The sequence below is a fragment of the Lentisalinibacter orientalis genome (assembly GCF_040706535.1).
Taxonomy (GTDB): Bacteria; Pseudomonadota; Gammaproteobacteria; order Steroidobacterales; family Woeseiaceae; genus Lentisalinibacter; species Lentisalinibacter orientalis.
In genome coordinates this window covers 1259881-1284053 of the sequence record NZ_JAPDRJ010000001.1, presented here as the reverse complement: position 1 = coordinate 1284053, position 24173 = coordinate 1259881, and the positions used below count along the sequence as shown (strand labels likewise).

Here is a 24173-nt window from a genome sequence, read left to right as displayed (position 1 = left end):
CCACCGCGACTCGCGCAAGCCCGGCAATCGCAGATGCTGACCAGCTTCATCGCAGCCATGGCCATCTTCGTGCTGATCGGGCTCGCCTCGGTGATGCGCAGCCGCGGCACCAAGGACGACTACTACCTGGCCAGCCGCGACGTCTCGCCCGCCTTCGCGGGCCTGTCCGCGATCGCCACCAACAACTCGGGCTTCATGTTCATCGGCCTCATGGGCTACACCTATGCGGCCGGCGTCGCGTCGCTGTGGGTGATGATCGGCTGGATCGTCGGCGACTTCCTCATGTCGCTGGTCATCCATCGGCGGCTGCGCGAATTCACCGAGAAGCATAACGAGGTGACCTTCGCGGGCGTGCTGGCCTGCTGGCATTACACGGACTTCCGCATCCTGCGCATCGTGGTGGCGCTGCTGACCCTTGCCTTCCTGGGTGCCTACGCGGCCGCCCAGCTCACGGCCGGCGGCAAAGCGCTGCAGGCGATGTTCGGCTGGACGCCGAGCAGCGGCGCCATCCTGGTGGCGACCATGGTGGCACTGTACTGCCTGGCCGGCGGTATCCGGGCCTCGATCTGGACCGATGTGGCCCAGTCCGTGGTCATGCTTTTCGCCATGGCGCTGATGCTGGTGGTGGCGCTCGTGAGCGTCGGCGGCGTGGGCAGCGCCGTGGAGGAACTCTCCACCGTCCCCGGCTTCCTCGCACCCTTCCCCGACGAACTCAGGCTGGACGCACCCGCGGGCCCACTGCTGTTCGTGGTCGGCTGGATGTTCGCCGGCATGAGCGTCATCGGCCAGCCCCACATCATGGTGCGTTTCATGGCGCTCGAGAATGCCGGCAAGCTGCGCCGGACGCGCATGTATTACTACGGTTTCTTCACCGTATTCTACTCGCTGGCCGCCGGCGTGGGCCTGCTGTCCCGGCTGCTGCTGCCGGACCTCGGCAGCATGGATCCGGAACTCGCGCTGCCCACGATGGCCATGGAGCTGCTGCCCGGCATCTTCGCCGGGGTCGTGATCGCCGGCCTGTTCGCAGCTACCATCTCCACCGCCGACTCGCTGGTACTCAGCTGCTCCTCGGCCCTCACCCACGATCTGCTGCCGCAGAAGATCGAGAAGCCACTGGAGCTGAAGGCAGGCACGCTGCTGATTGTGGTGCTGGCCCTCATCATCGCCCTGAACGGAACGCAGAGCGTGTTCGCGCTGGTGATCTTCTCCTGGTCGGCGCTGGCCAGCGCCTTCGGGCCGCTGCTCTACGTCTACTCCCGCGGCCTGCGGGTGGCCGAGAGCCAGGCGCTGCTGATGATCGGAGTGGGAGTCGCGGTGGCCATCGGCTGGCGCTGGCTCGGCTGGCACAACGACATCTACGAGGGCATGCCCGGCATGCTCGCCGGCTGGCTCACCTACCACGCCACGCGGCCGATGCTCTCCCCCACCGGGGATACGGCGGAGGCCAAGGCAAGCCAGGAAGCCTGACCCGCCAACAAGTTCAGAAACGCAAGAACCGGGTGCCGGACACCTTTTTCCTTACAGTTTGAACTTTCCGCCGCCGCCCTGCAGACGGGGATCGGGCATGCCGCCGGCGCCTTCCGAGCCCGGCACCACGATGGAAGAGGCCGCATCCCGGCGCATCTCCTCCAGCCGCCTGATCGTGTCCTCGGCCGCCTCCGCGGCGCCGGCGCCGAACTTCCGCGCGGCATCGCCCAGGGAGCTCGCCTCGATCTCGAACGACAGGGGCAGCGCGCCTGCCGGCGTCAGCAGCTGGGTCTGGCCCACGTACTGCACGGCCCGTGAGGCATCGTCCGCGCCCTCGGCGGTGACGGGGGTCATCCGCCGGATCGTCCCCACCCGCTGATCTGTGAAGACCTCCTCCCGATACAGGTCGTCGACGGACATCTCCATCTCTTTCTCGTCGGGGCCCTCGGCCATGTCGCTCATCCTTTCTGGCTGTGAATCCGGAACGGAAGGCTAACAAGTTTGCGCCGCCGCGGCACCTGCGGCGGCCATGGCCGGGGAAGAAGCCGCCGCACAAAAAAAAGGCCGACACGGCCCGTCGGGGTCGTGCCGGCCCTCCGACCGGTTGCGGACCGGCGCCTTCCGTGGCACCGACCCGGTTCACGATTCAGCTCACGCGCCTCACTCGGGCAGGATCACCTGATCGATCACGTGGATCACGCCGTTACTGGCCGCGATGTCCACGGCCGTAATCGTGGCGCCGTCCACCGTCACCTTGCCGCCGCTCGCCTCGATGGCGACCGACTGACCGTTCACCGTGGTGGCGCTGTCCAGCTTGACGACGTCGCCGGACGTCACCTTGCCGGGCACCACGTGGTAGGTGAGGATGGAAACCAGCTGCTCCTTGTTCTCGGGCTTCAGCAGGCTCTCCACCGTGCCCTCAGGCAGCGCGGCGAACGCCGCATCCGTGGGCGCGAACACCGTGAACGGGCCCTCGCCCTTCAGCGTGCCCACCAGGCCCGCCGCATCCAGCGCGGCCGCCAGCGTGGTGAAGTCACCCGCGGCCACCGCAGTGTCCACGATGTCCTTGTCGGCCTTCTTCTCCATGTTCTTGTGATGACCCGCGACCGCGGTGGTGGCCGCCGCCAGCAGCAGCAGTCCCATCGCCAGCACGGTGCGGATGTTGGAAGGGTTCGTCGTCCTTGTCATGTCGCTCTCTCCTCTGGGGTTGTCGTAAGACTCGCGACTGTCTTCGCGGCCCCGTGAATAACGGATGAGCGGCAGGGTAGACAGAACCTCGACGCGGCGTCAGGAGCCTCAGAGCAGGAAGCCGAGATCGCGCTGGATGAAGTTGTCGATGTGAGGCGCCACCTGGGCGAGGTCGGCGTCCGGTATGCCGAACCAGCGGGCGAGCGTCGCGGCGTACTGGTCCGCCGATACGGACGGGATCATGCGCCCGCCGCCGACGTCCTCGGGCCCGTCGATCGCCAGCAGCGGATAGGCTCCGTACAGCTCCCGACCCCTCACGGCATCGCCGACCACCAGCTGGATGCCGCCCCAGCCGTGGTCCGTACCGTCGCCGTTGGAGGTCAGCGTGCGGCCGAAGTCCGACTGGGTGAACGTGGTCACGCTGTCGGCGACGCCGAGTTCCACCGTCGCCGCATGGAAGGCGGCGATCGCCTGGCTGACGCCGGCCAGCAGGCCCGGCTGCAGCTCCGCCTGATCGTCGTGGGTATCGAAGCCGCCGGCGGCCACGAAGAAGATCTGGCGTTCCATGGCGAGTTCGTCGCGCACGGCGATCAGCCGTGCGACCGTGCGCAGCTGCTCGCCGAGCTGGGAGGCCGGGAAGGCGGTGGCGAGCTCCGGCGCGCCGGCAATGGCCCCGCTGACCCGGTCCGCGGCATCCACCGCACGCCGCTGCACGTCGGCGAAACCGCGCTCGTAGATGGAACCGTACTCGCCGCCGATGATGCGCTCGAACGCCCGGCGCTGTTCCAGGAAGATGCCGCTGTCGCCGAAGCCCTCGAAGGGCACCGGGCCCTGCGGCCCCATCACGTAGGCCACGGTCTCGCTGGCCGACTGGAACAGGGTGTTGCCGAACAGCGAGGCGTTGGTGGCGAGCTGCTGCCCGGAGACTTCCAGCCGGATGAGGTCGGCGATGCGTCCGGCCCAGCCCGTAGCGGTCGGGTTCCTGCCCTTCAGCGAGTGCCACTGATCCTGCTGGTCGTTGTGCGAGAACAGCTGCGGCGGCAGCACCGCCGAGCCGGCCTGGAATGCGGCCTTCGTCACCGGCTGGATCAGCGGACCCACGTTGTTCACGAACGCGGCACGCCCGCTCTCGAACAGGCCCTGCACCTCGGGCATGGACGGATGCAGGCCGTAGTCCGTGCCGTCGGAGGCCAGTGGCTGTATCGGCAGCAGATCGTCCTGCGGGATGGCCAGATTCTGGCGCGAGGCCGCATACACGCCGTACTCGGCGTCACTCACCGGCACCAGCATGTTGAACGAGTCGTTGCCGCCGAAAAAGAACACGCAGACGAGTGCCCGGTAGTCGTCGAACGGGCCGGGCGCGGCGGCCACGTGCAGACCGGGGCAGGCGGCCAGCGCGGCGCCGGCGCCGCCCAGCTTCAGGAAATCGCGTCGATTGATGATTGCCATGATGTCCTTCCCCTCAGCGCTGGTAGGCGTATTCCGGCGACGAAGCCACGAGGTAGATCGCCTCGGCCGCCCTGGCTATCGGGTCGCCGGCCGGGATGCGTTCCACCATCCCGACCGCCTCCTGCGCGAGCAGCGGAGAGATCTCGCCGGCCAGCAGCTTGTCCGCCACCCGGGCCACGAGCGCCTCCGCATCATCTGCCAGCGCCACCTCCTCGCCGATATCGATGAACACGTCGTCCGGCCCCAGGTCCGGGTTCTCGGAGTGGTTCACGAACGCCTGTGCCAGCATCAGATTGGTGATCAGCGCGTTCTGGTACTCGGTGGCGATCTGCAGCTCGGGCGCCACCAGCCGGCGGTCGCGGATCTCGCCGGGCGGCGCGTAGAACGGGCTGTAGAAGTTGAACACGGAGGGCGACTGCAGCGGTCCCTGGCCCAGCAGGATGTAGGCGAAGCCGAACGGGAAGGCCCCGCTCTCGCTGCGGGCGTCGTAGGCGCGCCAGAGCTGGGTCAGGCGCAGCAGCGGCTCCTTCAGCTTGCCGTCGGTGTCCAGCGCGTCGTCCGGCCGCGCCTCGGGGTCGGACAGGATCGCCCGCACCACCGCCGCGAGGTCGCCGCGCACGCCGGCGCCGTTGTCGTTGAAGGTCTCGGCCACCCGCCGCACATAGGCCGGCGACGGATTGCTCGTGGTCAGGCGCTCAATCAGCCGCGTGGCGACGAATGGCCCCACGTTCGGGTGACCGAAGATGTTGTCCAGCGCGGCGCGCAGGTCTTCCTCGCCGGACTGGCCGGCCGGCAGCTCGACACCGTCGAGCAGCTGCTTCGCCCCGGTGTCGTGGAACGCCTCGCACAGCGCCATCGGTTGCGTCTGGTTGAAGGACGTGATGCGCGCCTGCTCGAAGCTCGGCGCGCCGGCGAAGTGCCAGCCCGTGTAGACGTGGGCGAAACCCTCGATGACCGACTGGTCGTAGGTGGGGATCGGCTGGCCGGCGCCGTCGGTCTTGACCGTGCCGTCCACGTTCAGCTCGACGAGACCGATGGTGAACAGCTGCATGAGTTCCCGGGCATAGTTCTCGTCCGGACGGATGTTCAGCGCCGGGTTCGGTTTCTCGTTGCCGAGCATGCTGAGGTAGATGCCCATGGCCGGATGCAGCGTGACCGCTTCCATCAGCTCGCGAAAATTACCGAAGGCGTGTTCGGCCAGGGTGTCGTAGTAGTCCGCCAGCGCCCAGGGTGCGCCCTCGAGCGCACCGAGCTGGGAGACCACCATGATCTGGGACAGGGCGAAGGCCACGCGCTGGCGCAACTGGTCGGGGCCGTCCACCGCGTTGCGGAACCAGACGTCCACCCGGTCCGGCTGCAGCTGACCGGGGAAATCCGGCCGCGGCAGCGAGCGCAGGTAGGGCAGCTGCAGCGAGGCCGGCGTATTCATCTGCTCGTCGATCCAGGCCTCGATGCCGCTCTCGACCACCGCGTCGGCCCCGGCCTCGGTGGCGCCGAAGGTCGCCTGGTTCAGGAACCGGAACGCCTCGGTCTTGCTGACCGAGGGCGGCGGCGGAGGCGGAGGCGGTTCGGAGCCGCCCCCGGAGGAGCCGCCGCCACCGCAGGCAGTGAGTGCCAGCGAGGCCGCCAGAAGGAGCGCGGCCCTCGACCCCGATGCGTATGCCCGTAACCTTCCCGTCATCCTGCCACCCCGCGTTCCGTCTGATCGGCACGAGAAACAACAACGTTTCCGCGCCGGCCGGGTTGACAAGCACCTTGCCCGGCGCCGGACACGAAAGCCGTGACCCACGCCACATCCCGCGCCGCTACTCGGCCGCCTTCAGGTTCTCGGCCAGCCCCTGGCGCAGCAGCTCGATCGCCTCGGCGGAGCGTCCCGTCTCCTTCAGGGTGTCGCTCATGAGCACGTAAGCCGCGTTGCGGATGGCCTGATTGCGGCTGTTGTCGAGCACGCGACGAAGCTCCTCCACGACCCGCGCCTTCTCGCCGCGCTCCTCGTAGATCTCCTTCATCTTCTGCATCTGCAGGATGGCCGCCTTCTCCGGCTCGGCGCTGATCTCGTGGGTGGTCTCGATGATGGCCATGTAGTCGGTCATGATGCCGAGGAAGGTCTGCATCCTCGAGAGCTCGTCCATCGACTGCGCCGGCAGCGACGGCGCCGCCGCGACCAGACCTGCCGCCGCGATGAGCGCGCATACCCTTGCCTTCGATCCCCGTCTAGCTGTTCGCATGGTCCTTCTCCTCTTCGTCCCGCGAGTGATTCCGCAGGTCTTCCAGTTCCGTGTCGGTCGGCGACGGCGCGACGGCGCCCGCGCCGGTGGCCGGGCCCGGTGGCGCCGGCAGGCTCATGCCGCGGACGGACGACAGGCCCGGCATGGCCCCGGCCGGCTTGCTGCCCGCCGCCAGCGAGAGCACCGTCAGGGAGGTCGGCCGTATCTCCGCCTCGCCGTGTTCGGCCCGGGGCAGGGCCAGCAGCAATGCGGCCACAGCCAGTGTGGCGGCCAGCGCCGCCCCAGCGGCAGGCAGGATGAGGTGCCGCGGCCGTGCCTCGGGGAGCCGCGCGTGCACCCGGCGCAGCGTATGATCCGGCGCCTTCAGGCGCCGGTACTCCCTCCTGATGGCCTCGATGTCCGTCTCCATGTCCATCTCGACACCCATTCCTTCGTCGTTCACGCGCCGGCTCATCCGCCGAGTCCCTCCATGCCGTTCTCCCGCAAGCGCCGGACGGCCTTGTGCAGCAGGGCCTTCACGGTGCCCTGCCGGCACCCCATCGCCTTCGCCGTATCGGCCACCGACAGCTCCTCGAATATTCGCAGCATCACCACCTCCCGCTGGCGGCCGGGCAGCACGGCCACGAGCCGGCGCACTCGCCTTGCCGCCTCCAGCTCGCCCGCGCGCCCCTCCGGGCCGACGGCCGGATCGGCGGGCTCGCCGTCCAGCGCCTCGCTCGTGCGCCGGCGGTTGTACTCGTTGCACACGTGCCGCGCCGTGCGGTATAGCCAGGTGAACGGCGCCGCACGGAAGCGAAAGCGCCGCAACCCGCGCCAGGCCCGCAGGAAGACGTCCTGCACCGCGTCCTCGGCGTGCTGCGGGTTGTACAGCCACACGCTCGCGAGCCGGTAAAGCGGGTCCTGGTAGCGCCGCACGATGGCATCGAAGGCCTCCGGGTCCCCGGAGCGGAAACGCTGCACCAACTCGACATCGGACGGCTCGGTCAAAACATGCAATCCCTCTTTGACCGGTTAGTGCAGCCGGGGCCGGCGAGGTTTACCCGCCGTGACGAAAAGGTCGGCCGCGGGCCGGCGGCAGCTGCTCCCTCAGGCCGGGCCGTAACCCTGCGGCGGCGTGAACCCGCCGAGCAGCCGGTACAGCCGGTCGGCCAGGTCCAGGCAGGTGCGGTCCTCGAGGAAGGGGCCGATGATCTGCAGCCCCACCGGCAGGCCGTCGTCCGCGACTCCCACGGGGATCACCGTCGCCGGCAGGAACGACGCGCCGGCCAGGCCCATCCAGCTGAATTGCTCCTGGTAGTGCCGCTGCTCGCCGTTCACCGTGATGGTGCGCCGGCTCATCGGTTCGGAATGATCGTGGGGGATGGCCGTCGTGGGCAGTACCGGCGCCAGCACGGCGTCCCAGTCGCCGAAGAACTCGTGCCAGCGCGCCCTGAGCTGCAGCCGCCGCTCGTTCGCCGACAGCCATTCCCGGTGCCGCTGGGAAGTGTAGCGCGCCGCCAGCGCACGGCCCTCCCCGGCCTCGGCGGCCCTCGCGGCCATCTTCTCGATCTCGTCCCGGCTGAAGCCGCCGGAGAGCGCCGCATTCAGCAGCTGGTTGAATACCGTGACCGCCTTGTCGAAGGTGAACGCCGGCCGTGCCTCGTAGTCCACCCTGGCGCCGGCGTCCGCCAGTGCATCGGCCGCCGCGCCGAGCAGACCGCGGACCGATGCGTCCACCGGCGCCGACGGCTCGTCGAACCACACCGCCACCCGGTAGTCGGCGAGATCCCGGTGGCGCGGCGGCGGCAGATCGAGCGACCAGGCCTTCGCGTACCACTCGTTCGGACCTGTGAGGACGTCGAGTGCGAGTTCCAGGTCGGCCACGTCCCGGGCCAGGGGGCCCACGACGGCGATGTCCGCCTCGGTCAGGGTGCCCGGCGGGCCGGGAATCTGGCCCCGCCCCGGCACGATGCCGTAGCTCGGCTTGTGGCCGGTGACGCCGCAGCAGGACGCGGGCCCGCGGATGGAGCCGCCGATGTCGCTGCCGAGTTCCAGCGGCGTGAAACCCGCGGCCAGCGCCCCGGCCGCGCCGCCCGAGGAACCACCCACGGTGCGGCCCGTATCCCAGGGGTTGTTGCTCTGCCCGAAGACCGCGTTGTAGCTCTGCACGTCCGCGGCGTAGAGCGGCAGGTTGGTCTTGCCGGCGATCACCGCGCCCGCGCCGCGCAGCCGCGCCACAGCCACCGCGTCTTCCTCCGGCACGAACTCCGCCAGCTCCGGGGCACCGGAAGTGGTGCGCAGCCCGGCGGTCTGGAAGGAATCCTTGATGGTCATGGCAATGCCGTGCAGGGGGCCTCGCCAGCGGCCGCGCGCGGCCTCCCGATCCGCCTCGTCGGCGGCGCGCCGCGCGCGCTCGTCGTCCCGGGTGACCACCAGGTTCAGCGGCCCGTCCAGCCGGTCGATGCGGGCCAGCATCGCCTCCAGGTGCTCGCGGCTGGTGAGCTCGCCGGCACGGATGGCCGCCGCCGCTTCCCGCGCACTCAGCCAGGCTATGCGCGCCTCGTCCACGGCCTGCTCAGAACTGCCCGGCGATATAGCTCTGCAGCTGCTCGATGGTGTGCTCCTGGTCCGCGATCTTCGCCTTCACCAGGTCGCCGATCGAGACCAGGCCCACAACGCCGCTGGCGTCGCGCACCGGCAGATGCCGTATGCGCTTGTCGGTCATCAGCGCCAGGCACTCGTCCACGGAACGCTCCGGCGCCACGCACACCACCTGCGTGGTCATGATCTCGCTCACCGGCAGCTCCCGCGACGACCGTCCGGCCAGCACCACCTTCCTGGCGTAGTCGCGCTCGGTGAAGATGCCGGCCAGGCGGCCGTCGTCCAGCACCACGACGGCGCCGACGTCCTTCGCGGCCATCACCTCCAGGCTCTCCAGCACGGTCGCGTGCGGCGACACCGACCACAGTCCGCCGCCCTTCTGCTTCAGGATATCGCTGACCTGCGCCATGGCTGGCTCCCTCCCCCTGACGTTGACAGCTCAGAAACTACCACAGTCACCTGCCCGGGTGCGCCGCCGCGGGCCGTCGCGCTTTTGCCCTCTTCCGGCCCTTGGCCTATGCTGCCGGGAATTTTTCAAAAGACGAGGGAGCGAGCATGGCACCGTCGGACGGCACGCCCGCCACCAACACGGGCATACTCGGCTGGATCGAGCGCACCGGCAACCGGTTGCCCGATCCGGTATTCATTTTCCTGTACCTGATCGCCGCCCTGATCGCGTTCAGCGTCTTCGCGGCCTGGGTCGACATGTCCGCGCTGCATCCCACGGCGAAAGGCGACGACGGCATGCCGCTGGTGCTCACCGCGGAGAGCCTGCTCTCGGCGGACAACATCCGGCGGCTGTGGGTGGAGATGCCGACCACGTTCACCCACTTCCATCCGCTCGGCTACGTGCTGGTGGTCATGCTGGGCGCCGGTATCGCCGAGCGCTCCGGGCTGTTCGCCTCCGCCATGCACGCCGGCGTGCGCAACGCGCCCCGCTTCCTGCTGACGCCGGTAGTCGCGCTGGTGGCCATGCTGGGCAACCTGGCGGCCGACGCCGCCTACGTGGTGCTGATCCCGCTGGCCGGCGTCCTCTATGCCGCCGCCGGCCGCCATCCCATCGCCGGCATCACGGCGTCGTTCGCCGGCGTCTCCGGCGGCTTCTCCGCCAACCTGCTGCCGGGTCAGCTGGACGCCCTGCTGTTCGGCATCACCGAGGCTGCGGCCGAGAGCATCGTGCCGGAGTGGGATGCCAACATCGCCGGCAACTGGTATTTCATCGCGGCGATGACGGTGCTCTTTCTGCCGGTGATCTGGTTCGTCACCGACCGCATCATCGAGCCCCGCCTCGGCACGTACAAACCCGAGGGCGAAGCCGCCAAATCCATCCATGAGGACAAGCCGCTCACCACGGAGGAGAAGCGAGGCCTGAAATGGGCCGGGCTGGCGGTACTCGGGGTGGTCGCGCTGTGGATCTTCTTCACCATCGGCCCGGGCACGCCGCTGATCGACGAGGAGGCGGACCCCACCGCCCGGCTGTCCCCGTTCTACCGTTCGCTCGTCGCCGGCTTCTTCATCCTGTTCCTCGCCGCCGGCTGGGCCTATGGTTCCGCCGCCGGCACCGTCAAAGGCCACCGGGACATCGTCACCATGATGTCCGAGTCCATGGCCGATCTCGCCTATTACCTGGTGCTGGCTTTCGCCGCGGCGCACTTCGTGGCCATGTTCAACTGGTCGAACCTGGGCCTCATCTTCGCGGTTCAGGGCGCAGGCGCCATCGAGTCGTCGAACCTGCCCATGCCGGTGCTGCTGGCGCTGCTCGTGCTGTTCGCCGGCGGCATCAACCTGCTGGTGGGCTCGGCCAGCGCCAAGTGGGCCCTGCTGGCGCCGGTGATGGTGCCGATGATGATGCTCCTCGGCGTCAGCGCCGAGATGACCACCGCCGCCTACCGGGTGGGCGACAGCGCCACCAACATCATCACGCCGCTGATGGTCTATTTCCCGCTGATCCTGACCTTCTGTCAGCGCTGGAAACCGGACTTCGGCATCGGCAGTCTCATGGCCTCCATGATCCCGTACTCGATCTGGCTCATGATCTCCGGCCTGGTGATGACGATGATCTGGGTGGGACTGGGCCTGCCGCTGGGTCCCGGGGCCTCGGTGGGCTATCAGCTCCCCGGCTGACACCGGCATCGCTGCGCCGCCGGTCGGCGCGGCCGTGCCGCGGGACCTGTGCACCGATTGCGGCATCTCGCGGACGGCCGAGCCGAAGCGCTGCGGCCGCGCCTGCCAGTTCATAAAGCCGGACTATCCGGGGCTCGAGCGGCAGGTGCACGGCCGCGCCCGCGACCCGGCGCGGCCCGACGAGCTGCACTTCGGCCCGTTCCGCCGCATGCTGCGGGCCCGGCTCGCCGAGCCGCGGCCGGGCGCCCAGTGGACGGGCATCACCACGCGCATCGGCGAGCGCCTGCTCGAGGAAGGGCTGGTGGATGCCGTGCTCACCATGGCGCCGGACCCGGAAGACCGCTGGAAACCCGTGCCCGTGCTGGTCACCGATTCGCGGCAGATGGCCGCCTGCCGGGGCATGCGCATGGGCTACGCGCCGCTGCTTGCCCGGCTCGAACCGGCCGTCGAGGCGGGTCACCGCCGCATCGCCGTGATCGGCATCCCCTGCCAGGTCTACGCCCTGCGGGCACTGGAGCGGGAGCTGGGGCTCGAGCGCCTGTACGTGATCGGCACGCCCTGCTCCGACAACACCACCACCGAGCGCTTCCACCAGTTCCTCGCCCTGCTGTCCGACGAACCCGAGACCATCGAGTACCTGGAGTTCCGCGCCGACTACCACGTGGAGCTGCGCTACACCGACGGGCGCCGCCGCGAGATCCCGTTCCTGAAACTGCCTATCTCGAAGCTGCCGTCGGACTTCTTCCCACTGACCTGCCGCACCTGCGTCGACTACACCAACGTGCTGGCCGACATCACCGTCGGCTACATTGGCGGCCAGGGCGAGCAGTGGCTGCTGCTGCGCAACCACCGCGGCGAGGAACTGCTGGGACTGCTGGGCACCGAGGTCGTGACGAGCGAGCCCGGCAGCGCGGGCAGGCGGAAGAGCCATGTCGAAGGCTTCCTGAAGAACACGGAACGCGCCGCCGGCGGATTGCCGGTGCGGGGCATGCCGGACTGGCTCCGGCCGCTGGTCGGCTGGCTCATGCCGCGCATCGGCCCGCGGGGTCTGGAGTTCGCCCGCGCCCGGGTGGAGATGAAGGCGGTGGAGACGGTGCTGCACCTGGCCCGCCAGGCGCCGCGGCGCATGCGCCACATGGTGCCGGCGCACGTGTGGAGACTGGTGGCGCCCTACGGACTCACGCGGGACGATTCGAAGCCCATGCGCGACAGCAGCTCCCCGTAGCGGGGATCGCCTTTAAGCGGCTCCAGCAGCGGGTCGACTTTCAGATCCGTCATGCCCGGATCGCGCGCCTCCCACGCCCGCTCGAGCCAGCGGAAGGCGAGGTCGGTCTGGCCCAGCCAAGCGTAGACTTCCGCGATCTGGTACGGCGCGGTGAGCGCATGGTCCCGCTCCAGGATCCACACGGCCGCCAGCGCCTGCTTTCTCTCGCCGCGGGCCTCCGCGATCAGTGCATCGGCCACGGGCCCCAATATGGGATTCGGCTCCACCCGGCTCCCGGCCAGCGCCACGTCACCGCGCTCGAGGTCGATCTGGACCCGTAGCAGGCCGGCGCGGGGGTAGCCGGGCACCAATTCCTCGGCGCGGTCGAGCGCGCGCTCGGCACCGTCGAGATCGCCGGCGGTATAACGGAAGTAGGCGAGGTTGTAATAGGGGCTGGCCCGCAGCGGGTCGCGCTCGGTTGCCATGGCGGCGAGCCGCACCGCCCGATCGAACTCCCCGAGATGGAAGTTCAGCGCGGCGTTGGCCATCAGCACGAAGCCGTCACCGGGGGCCAGCTCCAGGGCCCGCTCCAGAGAGCGCCGGGCTTCCTCCCAGTTCCAGTCGTGATAGAGGTGCATCCAGCCCAGCAGCAGGTGCGCTTCCGCCAGGTCGGGGGCGAGCTCCAGGGCCTGCCGCGCCTGAGCGCCGCCGCGCCCGTAGCCGTCATCCGCCGGGATGGCACCGATATCGGCAAGCCGCATCCAGGCGCCGGCGAGCGCCGAGTACGCCGGTGCGAATGCGCGATCGGCCGCCACCGCCTCCCCGAGGTAACGGATGGCTTCGCGCAGACCCGCCTCGTCCCGCGCCGTCTCGAACAGGTAGCGCCCGTGCAGATAGGCGATGTAGGCATCCCCGTCGGGCACCTCGGCGGCCGGCACCGCGGTGTCGGCCGCCAGCTTGACGCTGAGCTGACTCGCAATGGCGCGGGCAATCTCCGTCTGCAGCAGAAAGGTGTCGCCGATGCGACGGTCGTAGGTCTGCGCCCACAGGTTGTAGCCGCTGGCCACGTCCACCAGCTGGACGTTCACGCGGATGCGGTCGCGGTCCCGCCGGATGCTGCCGTCGAGCACCGCATCCACCTGCAGGCTGTCCCTGATGGCCGCGAGATCGTCGGCACGGTCGCGGAATTCGAACGCCGAATGGCGGGCCACGACCCGCAGCTCGCCGATGGTAGACAGCGTGGTCAGAATCTCCTGGGCGAGACCGTCGCCGAAGTACATGTCCGCCTCCGCGCCGCCCTGCACCGCGAACGGCAGCACGGCGATGGAGCCGGGTGCCGCGGAGGCCTCATCGCCGCCGTAGCGCCAGACCGCGAGCGCCGCCGCCCCCAGGACCAGCAGGACACCGGCCGCGAGCATCCACGTCCGCCCGCCCTTGCCCCGGCCGGCCGCAACGGGCTCCGGTGACGAGGCGTCGGCTTCCGCGACCTGCTGCGAAGCCGATTCCGAGACTTCCGCCACCAGCCGGTAGCCCCGTTTCGGAATCGTTTCCACGTAGCGGTAATTGCCCCGGCCATTCCCTGGACCATTGCTCCGACTGTCGCCGAGCACTCGCCGCAGTTCGCCGATGGTGGCCGTGAGCGGCTCGTCGGTGACGGCCGTGCGGCCCCAGACCTCGCTGAGGATGGTATCCCTCTCCACCACCTCGTCGGGGCTCGCGGCCAGCAGGCACAGCACGTCCATCGCCTTCGGCCGAAGGCGTTCGGATCTACCGTCGCGGACGATTCGGCCTTCGAGAGGGAATACCTCCCACTCGCCGACGATGAACGGCTGCCTCAGCTTCACGCTGCTTCTCTCCCCTGGTTCCCGCCAATTCTAGACCGCGGCAGCGGGCCCGAGACACATCCCGGCGCATCTCCGCACGCACCTGCGGACAAATTTCGGTTTTTCTTCGGAAATAAAGCGTTTCTATTTCAGTTAGTTAGCGCGCCAGCTCCCCATCATCCTCTTCGTCGGCAGCGCGGTTGCCGCCGACGAGCAACGAGGAGGAATCGTCATGAAGACACGCAAGCAATGGCAGGAACGCGCGATCTCGCAGGCCCTCGGCTGGCTCGTGCTCGCCGCACTGGTCACCGCCTACGGCTACAGCGTCGCGCAGTTCGCCGGCGTGGCGGGCTGAAGCGGAACCCTCCGTGGATACGTCCCGCCACCCGAAACGATCCCGTCCCGGCCGCGAGCGCACCGCTGGCGGCCGGGGCGAGGAGCTGGAGCCGGCAGTGATCGCACTGCTGGTGTTCTACGGCCTCGCCATCCTGTGCGCCAACGTCGCGCTGGTGGCAGGCCTCTGAGAGAGAGGAAAAAAGAGATGATCGAAATACTGGGCATAATCGGCCTCGCCTTCGTCCCCGCCTTCATGGCGCTGGACCTGGTCTACGAGGCGCGCAAGTTCGAGGCACCGCGCTGGTACCGGCTGCGCATGTTCGCCGCCACCATCGCCGTGTTCGGCGGCTCCATCGCCATCACCGCTTTCTGGGGCAACGTGTTCGCAGGCGTGAGCCTGCTCGACGGGTCGGTCCTGGGGACCTGGGGCGGCGTCGCGGCCGGCATCCTGGTCTACGAGCTGATCCACTACACGTATCACCGCTCGGCACACCGCTTCGACTGGCTCTGGCTGGCCGGACACCAGGTGCATCACAGCGCGGAGAAGCTGGATGCTTTCGGGGCCAACTACCTGCACCCGATCGACCTGTTCTTCTTCACCACCTGGAGCTCGCTGGTGTTCTTCCCCCTGCTGGGGCTCACGCCGGAGGCCGGTGCAATCTGCGCGACCTGGCTCGCGTTCAACGCGATGTTCCAGCACGCCAACATCCGCACGCCGCACTGGCTCGGTTACCTGATCCAGCGGCCGGAGAGCCACCTGGTGCACCACGCCCGCGGCCGGCACGAGTTCAACTACGCGAACCTGCCGCTCTGGGACATGGTGTTCGGCACGTTCCGTAATCCGCGCAGCGTGGAAGGCGTGGAAGCCGGTTTCTGGAACGGGGCATCGACCCGCATCCTGGACATGCTTCGCTTCCGCGACGTCTCCAAGGCGCCGGCAGCGGCAGCGGATGCCGATGAACCGGAATCCCGCCCGCTGCAGGAAGCCGCGTGAATCCACCCCGCCCCGCCTAGGGGCCTTTGCCCGGGCACTGCGACCTCGCCGTGCCCGGGCTTTTTTTTCGCCCGGTTTTCTGCTCAGCGGCTGAACAGCCCGCACCCCGGGCGCCACAGCGACGGCGAGCTGTGGAACAATGCGCGCCATGCGCATCACCCTCGAACAGGTCAGCAAACACTACCGGGCCGGCGAACACCGCCAGACCGTGCTGGAGGGCGTCAGCGCCGAATTCGCGAGCGGGCGCTTCGTCGCGCTGCTGGGACGCAGCGGCTCGGGCAAGTCCACGCTGCTGAACCTGATCGCCGGCTTCGACGAACCCAGCGCCGGGCGCATCCGGATCGGCGACCAATCGGTGAGCGATGCGGCGGACCGGGAGCGCACGCTGTTCCGCCGCCGCCACCTCGGCTTCGTGTTCCAGTTCTTCAACCTGCTGCCGACGCTGACGGCGGGCGAGAACGTGCGTCTGCCGCTGGAGCTGCTCGACGTGCCGGCCGCCGAGGGCCGCGAGCGGGCGGAAGCCGCGCTGGCCGGCGTGGGCATGGCCGGCTTCCGCGACCGCTTTCCGGAAGAGCTGTCCGGCGGCGAGCAGCAGCGGGTGGCCATCGCCCGGGCGCTGATCCACGAGCCGGCCATCGTGCTGGCGGACGAGCCCACCGGCAACCTGGACCTGTCCACGGCGCAGCAGGTGGTCGAACTGCTGGACGATGCCTGCCGGCGCCAGGGCACCACGCTGATCATGGCCACCCACAGCACCGAGGTCATCGGCTACGCCGACGAGGTCTACGAGGTGCGCGAGGGCGGCCTGGAGCGCCGGTGACCAGCCTGCGGCGCCAGTCCGCCATCCGCTTCTACCGGCGCCACCCCGGCCAGCTGGCGCTCGCCGTCGCGGGCATCGCGCTGGGCGTCGCGGTGGTGGTGGCCATCGACCTCGCCAACGCTGCCTCGCTGCGGGCGTTCGAGCTCTCCCGGGAGCTCACCTCGAACCGGGCCAGCCATTACGTGGAGGCAGCGGGCGGCGCGCTGGACGAGTCCGTCTACGCGCGGATCAAGACCGGCCTCGGGCTCGACCTCGCCGCGCCGGTGGTGGAAGGCCGGGTGCTCCTGCCCGGCCACGACGACCGCTCCGTGCGCCTGCTGGGCGTCGATCCGGTGGCGGAACTCGCGTTCGACGACGCGCTTCAGCTCATCCGGCGAGGGGGCCAGCGCCAGGCCGACGGCGGCGGGCTGGACGTCCGGCCGCTGATCGCCGAGCCGGGTGCGGTCCTGCTGCCGGAGGCCTTCGCCGCGTCCCTCGGGCTCGCCGCCGGGGACGAGTTCTCCGTCACGGCCAGGGAGGCAGTCCATACGCTGCACGTACGCGGCGTCGTCGTGCTGGAGGCCGGGCGCGGCTCCGGCGCATCGGGGCCCGTCATCGCCGACATCAGCACCGCCCAGGAGGTGCTGGGCCGGGTGGGCGAACTGAGCCGCATCGAGCTGGCCCTGCCCGGGGACGCGGGCGAAGACGCCGCGGAGCGGGTGGCCGCCGCCCTGCCGCCGGGTGCGGCGCTGGTGCCGGCCGGCTCCAGCGACGACGTGACCGGCGAGATGCTGCGCGCCTTCCGCATCAACCTGACCGCGCTCAGCCTGCTGGCGCTGGTGGTCGGCATGCTGCTGATCTACGCCACCATGTCCTTCGCGGTGGTGCGCCGCCGGCGCAGCCTCGGCACGCTGCGCGCCATCGGCGCCACCCGCGGCGACGTGGCCGGCGACGTGCTGGCGGAGAGCCTCGTGCTCGGGCTGGTCGCCACCGCCGCAGGCCTCGCGCTCGGCTGGGCGCTGTCCCGCTCGCTCACCGACCTGGTGCTGGCCACCATCAACGACCTCTACTTCACCGCCCGTGTGAGCCCGGACGGCATCGCCTGGTTCCCGTTCGTGAAGGCCGGCGTGCTGGGGGTCGGGGCCACGGTGATCGCCGCCCTGCGCCCGGCGATGGAGGCGGCGGGCGAGCCGCCGCGCACCGCCATGACCGAGATCGCCCGGGAGCGCAGCATGCAGCAGCGCTTTCGGGCCGGTCCCGCCGTGGCGGTCGTCGCCTTCGTGGGGGCAGCCGCACTGATCGCCTGGCCCGGCGCCGGACTGGTGCCGGCCTTCGCCGGGCTGTTCCTGGTGCTGTCGGGCTATGCGCTGCTGGTGCCGCCGGCCACGGGTCGATTGCTGGCCGGCGCCCAGGCGGCAGGCGGCCGGCGCCTCGGTCTGCCGGTCCGGATGGCCATACGCGGCGCGGCCGCCTCGCTGTCACGCACCGGCATCGCGGTCACGGCGCTGGCGGTGGCCGTGGCCACGGTGGTGGGCATCGGCGTCATGATCGACAGCTTCCGGGGCAGCGTCACGCGCTGGCTGGACGAGTCCCTCATCGCCGATTACTACCTGATCACCGAGGGCGCCGGCGAGCAGGGCTTCACCCGGGGGGAGATCCAGCGGCTGGCCGGCATCGACGGCGTGGCCGGCACCAGCCTGTCGCGCACCATCACCCTGCCGACGGCGGCAGGCGACGTGGCGGTGCGCGCCGCGAAAGCCGGGCCGCGCGGCTACGGCGAGACGCTGGTCGCCGGCGATCCGGAGACCGCCTTCGCGGCGATGGAGGCAGGCGAAGGCATCCTGCTGGCCGAAGCCTTCGCCGGCCTGCGCGGGCTGGAGGTGGGCGACACGCTGACGCTGCCGACGGCGCGGGGACAACGGGAGTTCGCGGTGCTCGGCGTCTTCCGCGACTATCGCACCGCGGGCAGCTCGGCCATGCTGTCCTACGACGTGGCGGCCGACCTGTGGGGCTACAGGAAGCCCTACGGCGTCGGCATCTATCGGCAGCCCGACGCAGACCGTCAGGCCATCGAGCAGGCGCTGGGCGCCTTCGCGGCCGAGCGCGGCGACGTGAGCCTCGCGGCCAATGAGGAGATCCGCAAGATCACGTTGAACGTGTTCGACCGCACCTTCGAGATCACGGGCGTGCTGCGTCTGCTGGCCGGCATCATCGCCTTCTTCGGCATCCTCAGCGCACTGCTGGCCCTGCAGCTGGAGCGCAGCCGGGAAGTGGCGACGCTGCGCGCCATTGGCTATACGCGCCGGCAGACCGGGGCCAATTCACTGGCCCAGACGACGCTGCTGGGCCTGGTCTCGGGACTGCTCGCGCTGCCCCTCGGCGTGGTGCTGGCCGCGCTGCTGATCTACGTCATCAACCAGCGCTCGTTCGGCTGGACCATGGGCTTTGTCGTGGCGCCGGGACAGCTCGTCACCGGCATCGTGCTCGCCGTGGCCGCCGCCTTCCTCGCCGGGCTCTATCCGGCCCGACGCCTGGCCGGCCAGCCCATCGCGGCCAACCTGCGGGGGGAATGAGCATGGCGGCATCGCGTCACCTCGCCCTCGCCATCGTCCTCGCCGGCGCGCTGCTGGCGGGCGGCTGCGACTCCTCGCCCACCGAACCTGCGGCCGACGACAGCTCGAACGTCACCACCTTCCTCGGCAGCGCGGAAGACGACGCCCGCTTTGCCCGCGCGGATGCGCCCCGGGAGTTCCGCTTCCCGGAAGATCACGGCGCTCATCCCGATTACCGCACAGAGTGGTGGTACCTCACCGGCAACCTGGAGACCGGGGCGGGCCGGCATTTCGGCTTCCAGATGACCTTCTTCCGTTTCGGCATCGACGCCGCGCCGCCCGAGCGGCCATCGGCGTGGGCCACCGACCAGCTCTGGATGGCTCACTTCGCGGTGACCGACACCGACGCCGGCGAATTCCATGCCGACGAGAAGTTCGAGCGCCAGGCGCTGGGACTGGCGGGCGCCGAGACGACGCCGTTCCGCGTCTGGCTGGACGACTGGGAACTGGCGAGCGCCGGCGACGCCGACTGGTTCCCGCTGCGCCTCGTGGCCGACGGCGGCGGCTTCGCACTGGATCTCGGCATCGACGAAGGCAAACCGCTGGTGCTGCAGGGCGAGGACGGGCTCGACCCGAAGGGCCCGGAGCCGGGCAATGCCTCCTATTACTATTCCTTCACCCGACTGCCCGCCGAGGGCCGACTGCGCATCCGGGATACCGAACACGCCGTCGACGGTCTCGTGTGGATCGATCGGGAATGGAGCACCAGTGTGCTCGGTCCCGGCGTGGAGGGCTGGAACTGGTTCGCCATCCAGCTCGACGACGGCTACGACCTCATGTATTACCGCCTGCGCCAGACCGACGGCGGCACGGCGCCCTATTCCGGCGGCATCCTGGTGGATCCGGACGGCGAGGTGGCCGCCCGCTACGGCGCCGACCGGGCCCGGCTCGAAGCGACAGGCTACTGGACCAGCCCGGAGACGGGGGTCCGCTATACGGTGGCCTGGCGCCTGCAGGTGCCCCATCTGGGCATCGACCTCGCCGTATCCCCGCGCATGCCCGGGCAGGAGCTCGATCTCTCCGTGCGCTACTGGGAAGGTGCCATCACCGTGGACGGCGAACGTGACGGCACCCCGGTCACTGGCGTAGGGTATGCAGAACACGCCGGCGTCTCTGCTCGGGGGGAGTAAGCGCCGGCGTCAGGAGGGGAAACAACCGAACCGGGACGCAGTTCACAGGCTGCGGCCTGTACCCCGGCGTAGGTTGACGTAATGACTGTCGGCAAAGCCATGACCGTCGTATGCTGCCTCGCCCTGGCGGGCTGTGCGGGCGGGAACGCCTGGACACACGCCACCACGGCGAGGACGGCCGCCGCCTGTCCCAGCGGCACCGTGAAGTACTGCGAGAGCCTGTTCGAGAAGCCGGGCTCCGGACCGCGCGGCTGCGGCTGCGCGGAGATGCCGGGCGGCCGCTGAGCGGCGACGACGAGGGGGAGAGAGACTGCCGATTGCGGCGGTCACGGAGTCCTGCGGCCTGCATGCCCGGCACCGGGCATCGTCGCGGGAGAGCGCGCGGATTTGTGCCGCCTCGTCGCCGAAGTTATCGTAGGACGCTGTTTCAGCTATCGCGTTAAACTCCCGCGGCCATCCGGCCGCCGCTCGCACGAACCCGCACGAACCGTTATGAACGTCTCTGCTAACACCCCCGGCGAGAACTTCAGGACCATCTGGCTGCACCCGGACGACCCCGCCGTCGTGCAGATCATCGACCAGCGCCGCCTGCCCCACCGCTACGAAGTCTTCGATCTGGGCACCCATGCCGACGGCGCCTACGCCATCCGCGAGATGCTGGTGCGGGGCGCGCCGCTGATCGGCGCCACCGCGGCCTGGAGCCTGTATCTGGCCGCGCTGGAAGCGAACCGGGCGGGGCTCGAAGGCGACGCCGCACGGTCATTCATCCGCGAGGCGGCGGACGTGCTGACCGCCACCCGACCGACGGCGGTAAACCTGCGCTGGGGCATCGAGCGCATGCTGGCCGCCCTGCGACAGGCCGGCGACGACGAGCTCCCACACCGCCTGCGCGCCGAGGCCGAGGCCATCTGCGAGGAAGACGTGGAGATCTCGCGCCGCATCGGCGAGCAGGGCGTGGAGCTGCTGGCGGCGATCGCCGAGCGGAAAGGCGGCGCGCCGGTGAACATACTCACCCACTGCAACGCCGGCTCGCTGGCCACCATCAACTGGGGCACGGCCACCGCGCCGATGTATCTCGCGCAGGAGCGGGGCATTCCCATCCACGTCTGGGTGGACGAGACCCGCCCCCGCAACCAGGGCTCCCAGCTCACGGCCTGGGAACTGGCGGCGAGCGGCATCGACCATACGGTGATCGTGGACAACGCCGGCGGCCATCTCATGCAGCACGGCATGGTGGACATCTGCATCACGGGCACCGATCGCACCACCCGCGCCGGCGACGTCGCCAACAAGATCGGCACCTACCTGAAGGCCCTCGCCGCCCGGGACAACGGCATCCCGTTCTACGTGGCACTGCCCTCCACCACCATCGACTGGGACATCGCCGACGGGCTCGCCGACATCCCCATCGAGGAGCGCAGCCCGGAAGAGGTGACCCACGTCGCCGGGCTGGAGGGCGGCGAGATCCGCGTGGTGCAGACGGTGGCCGATGCCTCCCCGGCCGGCAACTACGCCTTCGACGTGACGCCGGCGCGCCTGGTGACGGGCCTGATCACCGAGCGCGGTATCTGCGACGCCAGCGAGGAAGGCCTGGCGGCGCTGTTCCCGGAACGCACCGGCGCGGCCGCCTGAGGCGCAGCGCGATGACGGTGACCGGCCCCATCGACGAGGGCTATACCAAATACGAGGTCGACTGGCGCCCGGCACCCGCGCTGCCCGCCGACTCGGTCCGCGCGTTGAACGACTGCCGCAACCGCCTCCACGACGCGGGCCTCGTGGGCTACTACGCCGAGCACGGCGTCGGCTACGGCAACCTGAGCATCCGCGGCCCGGACCCGGGCACGTTCATTATCAGCGGCACCCAGACCGGCCACCTCCCGCGCACCGACGCGAGCCACTACGCCTTGGTGACCGGCTACGACATCGACGCCAACCGGGTCGCCTGCGAAGGCCCGATCCAGGCCTCCTCCGAGGCCCTGACCCACGCCGCCATCTACGAACTGGACCCGGCCATCCGCGCCATCGCCCACGTGCACAGCGGCGATCTGTGGCGGCGGCTGAAGGACCGCATCCCGACCACCGCGCCGGACGTACCCTACGGCACACCGGAGATGGCCCGGGAATTCTGCCGCCTCTACGAGCAGACCCACTTCGCGCGTTCCGGCGTAGCGGTCATGGCCGGCCACGAGGAAGGCCTGGTCGCCTTCGGCACCACCATCGAGGAAGCCGCCGACCGCCTGCTCGCCCTGCCCCCCAGGTAGGAGGGCCTTCAGGCCCGATTCCCTTCTATTATGGCCGCCCTGCGGGGGTATCCATCTTGCTCCCGACAAAAGGTCGTGGCGATGGATACCCCCGCACGACGGCCATGCTCGCGGTGGCTTGCGGGAAGCGCCAGTCACGAGCGCCTGCTGACTGGCGCCAAGCCTCTCGGCTACGGGCCCATCAGCGGCCGGGGTGGACTGCTGGGGTCGTCCGGGCCGACTGGGGCCAATGGACAATGTTAGGAGCGGCTTCAGCCGCGATTGATCGGGCCTGAAGGCCCTCCTACGGTTTTGTGCCCAGGGTGGTGGCGATGACGCGCCAGACCGCCGGGTTGAAGCCGAGGCCGAGGTGGGAGCCGGGCACGCGGATGTTGCGGGCCTGGGGGTTGTAGCGGTCGATGGAGGCGCGCCAGGAGACGACGCCGTCGGTCTTGCTGTAGATCGAGGTGACCGGGCACTGGATGCCTTCCATGTTGCGCTCGTGCACGGCTATCTCGAAGCGATCCAGGTCCAGGTTCTCGCGCTTCGCGAACTCTTCGCCGACCCGGGTGTACTTCGGCCCGCCCACGATCGGCGTGCCCATGGTGATGACCTCGCGCACGAGTTCGGGGGCCTCTCGCGCGATCTCGCGCATGACCACACCGCCGAGGCTCCAGCCGATCAGCGTCACGGTTTCGCCGGTGGACTCATGCAGTTCCCGCACGTGCTCCTTCAGCGTGGCGACGTACTTCGAAACCTTGCCCCGGTTGCGACCGAGCCCCCAGTGGTGCACGTCGTAGCCCAGGCATTTCAGGTAGCGGTACAGCGGGTACATCGAGACGTCACTGGCGCCGTAGCCCGGCGCGAGCACGACCGGCCGGCCGTCGCCGCGGGGCACGAACGTGATCCAGGGCCAGAAGGCCGCGAGGCTGAGCCCCTCCAAAGGGGCGCGGGCCTCGAGCAGGCCCAGCAGGGGCGGCGGCGGCGAGATGGTGGTCTGGTTCATCGGGAGACTCCTCCTGGGCTGGCCGCTCGGACGTGGCCTGCGCGGGGATGATACCGCGTCTGCTCAGCCGGTCCGCGTCATCCGGCTGCCCAGCGCCTTCAGTGCCTGGACGATGATCCACAGAAAGGCCAGAGGCAGCAGGATGGTCTGCAGCACGAAGATGACGATGAGGTTGACGATGTGCTCGCTCGCGTTCGAGACGCGCAGCCGCAGGTCGTCCAGCCTCTGCTTCACGTTCATCGACTCCAGCGATTCGTCCAGCATGGCACCCAATCGCCCCATCATGGTCTCGCTCTCCGGCGCGGGCGGCGCAGCCTGCTCGTTCAACTCCTCGATCTCCTCACGCGTCGTCTCCAGCGCCAGGGTCGCGGCCTCCTGCTCGGCCGCCAGGAACGTATCGAACACCGCGTTGGTGCCGAGCACGAGCAGCGGCACGGCGAAACGCAGGAACAGCAGGATCAGCAGCAGGCGGACCGCCGCGCCGTCCCAGCGCCGCGCCTGCTCCGACGGCCACCAGATCACCGCCAGCGCCAGGGCGACGGCGGCCACCAGCGCCGCCGTGGTCCCCCACCAGCCGGTCATGCCGAGCAGCACGTTCTGTATGCCGAGGGAGGTGGACGCCACCAGCATCACGCCGGCGAACTGTTCCACGAGGTCGTTGATGGGATCGAGTATCTGCCCGACGCCGAACGTCACGCCGACGCCGGCGGGCTCCACCGCCACCTCCGTGCCCTGGGCCACGGAGATGACCCCGTTCAGCGTCCTGGCCACGGCGAAGGTGACCAGAGCCCGCTTGAACGCGGCCTGTGCCTGCTCGTTGCTCACGTCGTCCAGGGTCCCGCTCAGGGCGGCGAACAGGGCGAGCGCGGCGAGCAGCGTGAGGAGGAGATTCCGTCTGAGCATGGATGCGTGTCCCGGGGCCCTGTGCGGCGAAGGTCCGGCCGGCGAAGGTCCGGCCGAAGCCCGGCCGAAAGCCGGCGTCCAGTGTAGGGA

General features: G+C 69.7%; 24 protein-coding genes. 12 read left to right on the top strand and 12 right to left on the bottom strand.

Annotation, left to right across the window (positions count from 1 at the left end; all coding sequences use genetic code 11):
• The first annotated feature begins 33 nt into the window (after positions 1-33).
• Positions 34-1467 carry a sodium/proline symporter gene (locus ACJMK0_RS05660; protein WP_405236344.1) on the top strand — a complete coding sequence of 478 codons (1434 nt, stop codon included), beginning with the start codon at positions 34-36 and terminating at the stop codon, positions 1465-1467.
• 51 nt (positions 1468-1518) lie between these two features.
• Here ACJMK0_RS05660 and ACJMK0_RS05655 read toward each other — a convergent pair whose 3' ends face one another.
• The 9 genes from ACJMK0_RS05655 to ACJMK0_RS05615 all read right to left on the bottom strand — a co-directional run bounded on the left by ACJMK0_RS05655 (position 1519) and on the right by ACJMK0_RS05615 (position 9321).
• Positions 1519-1920, bottom strand: a complete 402-nt coding sequence (locus ACJMK0_RS05655) for a hypothetical protein (RefSeq protein WP_405236342.1) — start codon at positions 1918-1920, stop codon at positions 1519-1521.
• Positions 1921-2127: 207 nt separating this feature from the next.
• Positions 2128-2655: a fasciclin domain-containing protein gene (locus ACJMK0_RS05650; protein WP_405236341.1), complete on the bottom strand. Its 528-nt coding sequence runs from the start codon at positions 2653-2655 to the stop codon at positions 2128-2130.
• A 108-nt stretch (positions 2656-2763) separates the two neighbouring features.
• Entirely contained in the window at positions 2764-4104 is a 1341-nt protein-coding gene (locus ACJMK0_RS05645) for a DUF1501 domain-containing protein (protein ID WP_405236339.1), read from the bottom strand.
• Between the two features lie 13 nt (positions 4105-4117).
• Positions 4118-5785: a DUF1800 domain-containing protein gene (locus ACJMK0_RS05640; protein ID WP_405236337.1), complete on the bottom strand. Its 1668-nt coding sequence runs from the start codon at positions 5783-5785 to the stop codon at positions 4118-4120.
• 124 nt (positions 5786-5909) lie between these two features.
• Complete coding sequence (locus ACJMK0_RS05635) at positions 5910-6332, bottom strand: hypothetical protein (protein WP_405236335.1); 423 nt, start codon at positions 6330-6332, stop codon at positions 5910-5912.
• Complete coding sequence (locus ACJMK0_RS05630) at positions 6319-6774, bottom strand: hypothetical protein (protein WP_405236333.1); 456 nt, start codon at positions 6772-6774, stop codon at positions 6319-6321. The genes ACJMK0_RS05635 and ACJMK0_RS05630 overlap by 14 nt, the downstream gene beginning before the upstream one ends.
• Positions 6775-6782: 8 nt before the next feature.
• Complete coding sequence (locus ACJMK0_RS05625; protein ID WP_405236331.1) at positions 6783-7319, bottom strand: RNA polymerase sigma factor; 537 nt, start codon at positions 7317-7319, stop codon at positions 6783-6785.
• A gap of 99 nt (positions 7320-7418) precedes the next feature.
• Positions 7419-8879 (bottom strand): amidase, encoded by a 1461-nt coding sequence (locus ACJMK0_RS05620; RefSeq protein WP_405236329.1) that lies wholly within the window; start codon positions 8877-8879, stop codon positions 7419-7421.
• A gap of 7 nt (positions 8880-8886) precedes the next feature.
• Entirely contained in the window at positions 8887-9321 is a 435-nt protein-coding gene (locus ACJMK0_RS05615; protein ID WP_405236327.1) for a CBS domain-containing protein, read from the bottom strand.
• Positions 9322-9467: 146 nt separating this feature from the next.
• Between ACJMK0_RS05615 and ACJMK0_RS05610 the strand changes: the two genes are divergently transcribed.
• On the top strand, positions 9468-11036 hold the full coding sequence (locus tag ACJMK0_RS05610; protein ID WP_405236325.1) for an AbgT family transporter: 1569 nt from the start codon (positions 9468-9470) through the stop codon (positions 11034-11036).
• Between the two features lie 34 nt (positions 11037-11070).
• Positions 11071-12261: a Coenzyme F420 hydrogenase/dehydrogenase, beta subunit C-terminal domain gene (locus ACJMK0_RS05605; protein ID WP_405236323.1), complete on the top strand. Its 1191-nt coding sequence runs from the start codon at positions 11071-11073 to the stop codon at positions 12259-12261.
• Here ACJMK0_RS05605 and ACJMK0_RS05600 read toward each other — a convergent pair.
• A complete protein-coding gene (locus ACJMK0_RS05600; RefSeq protein ID WP_405236321.1) occupies positions 12207-14084 on the bottom strand; it encodes a TPR end-of-group domain-containing protein in 1878 nt (625 codons plus the stop codon). The two genes, ACJMK0_RS05605 and ACJMK0_RS05600, sit on opposite strands and share 55 nt — an antisense overlap.
• 211 nt (positions 14085-14295) lie before the next feature.
• Between ACJMK0_RS05600 and ACJMK0_RS05595 the strand changes: the two genes are divergently transcribed.
• The 9 genes from ACJMK0_RS05595 (at position 14296) to ACJMK0_RS05555 (ending at position 22195) form a co-directional block, all read left to right on the top strand.
• A complete protein-coding gene (locus ACJMK0_RS05595; protein WP_405236319.1) occupies positions 14296-14418 on the top strand; it encodes a hypothetical protein in 123 nt (40 codons plus the stop codon).
• Positions 14419-14431: 13 nt separating this feature from the next.
• Positions 14432-14587: a hypothetical protein gene (locus tag ACJMK0_RS05590; protein ID WP_405236317.1), complete on the top strand. Its 156-nt coding sequence runs from the start codon at positions 14432-14434 to the stop codon at positions 14585-14587.
• 17 nt (positions 14588-14604) lie between these two features.
• Positions 14605-15393, top strand: a complete 789-nt coding sequence (locus ACJMK0_RS05585; RefSeq protein ID WP_405236315.1) for a sterol desaturase family protein — start codon at positions 14605-14607, stop codon at positions 15391-15393.
• A 148-nt stretch (positions 15394-15541) separates the two neighbouring features.
• The gene (locus tag ACJMK0_RS05580; protein ID WP_405236313.1) at positions 15542-16213 is read left to right on the top strand and encodes an ABC transporter ATP-binding protein; all 672 of its coding nucleotides are present in this window, start codon (positions 15542-15544) and stop codon (positions 16211-16213) included.
• The gene (locus ACJMK0_RS05575) at positions 16210-18765 is read left to right on the top strand and encodes an FtsX-like permease family protein (RefSeq protein WP_405236311.1); all 2556 of its coding nucleotides are present in this window, start codon (positions 16210-16212) and stop codon (positions 18763-18765) included. The genes ACJMK0_RS05580 and ACJMK0_RS05575 overlap by 4 nt, the downstream gene beginning before the upstream one ends.
• Before the next feature lie 2 nt (positions 18766-18767).
• A complete protein-coding gene (locus ACJMK0_RS05570) occupies positions 18768-19934 on the top strand; it encodes a lipocalin-like domain-containing protein (RefSeq protein WP_405236309.1) in 1167 nt (388 codons plus the stop codon).
• An 81-nt stretch (positions 19935-20015) separates the two neighbouring features.
• Positions 20016-20219: a hypothetical protein gene (locus tag ACJMK0_RS05565; protein ID WP_405232407.1), complete on the top strand. Its 204-nt coding sequence runs from the start codon at positions 20016-20018 to the stop codon at positions 20217-20219.
• A 207-nt stretch (positions 20220-20426) separates the two neighbouring features.
• The gene (gene mtnA, locus ACJMK0_RS05560) at positions 20427-21566 is read left to right on the top strand and encodes an S-methyl-5-thioribose-1-phosphate isomerase (RefSeq protein ID WP_405236308.1); all 1140 of its coding nucleotides are present in this window, start codon (positions 20427-20429) and stop codon (positions 21564-21566) included.
• A gap of 11 nt (positions 21567-21577) precedes the next feature.
• Entirely contained in the window at positions 21578-22195 is a 618-nt protein-coding gene (locus tag ACJMK0_RS05555) for a class II aldolase/adducin family protein (protein ID WP_405236306.1), read from the top strand.
• Positions 22196-22478: 283 nt separating this feature from the next.
• On the opposite strand, the gene ACJMK0_RS05550 is transcribed toward ACJMK0_RS05555, so the two are convergent.
• Together ACJMK0_RS05550 and ACJMK0_RS05545 are read right to left on the bottom strand one after the other, a co-directional pair.
• A complete protein-coding gene (locus ACJMK0_RS05550) occupies positions 22479-23180 on the bottom strand; it encodes an esterase/lipase family protein (protein ID WP_405236304.1) in 702 nt (233 codons plus the stop codon).
• Positions 23181-23243: 63 nt separating this feature from the next.
• Positions 23244-24083, bottom strand: coding sequence for a hypothetical protein (locus ACJMK0_RS05545; RefSeq protein ID WP_405236302.1), 840 nt, complete (start codon positions 24081-24083; stop codon positions 23244-23246).
• Between the last annotated feature and the right edge of the window lie 90 nt (positions 24084-24173).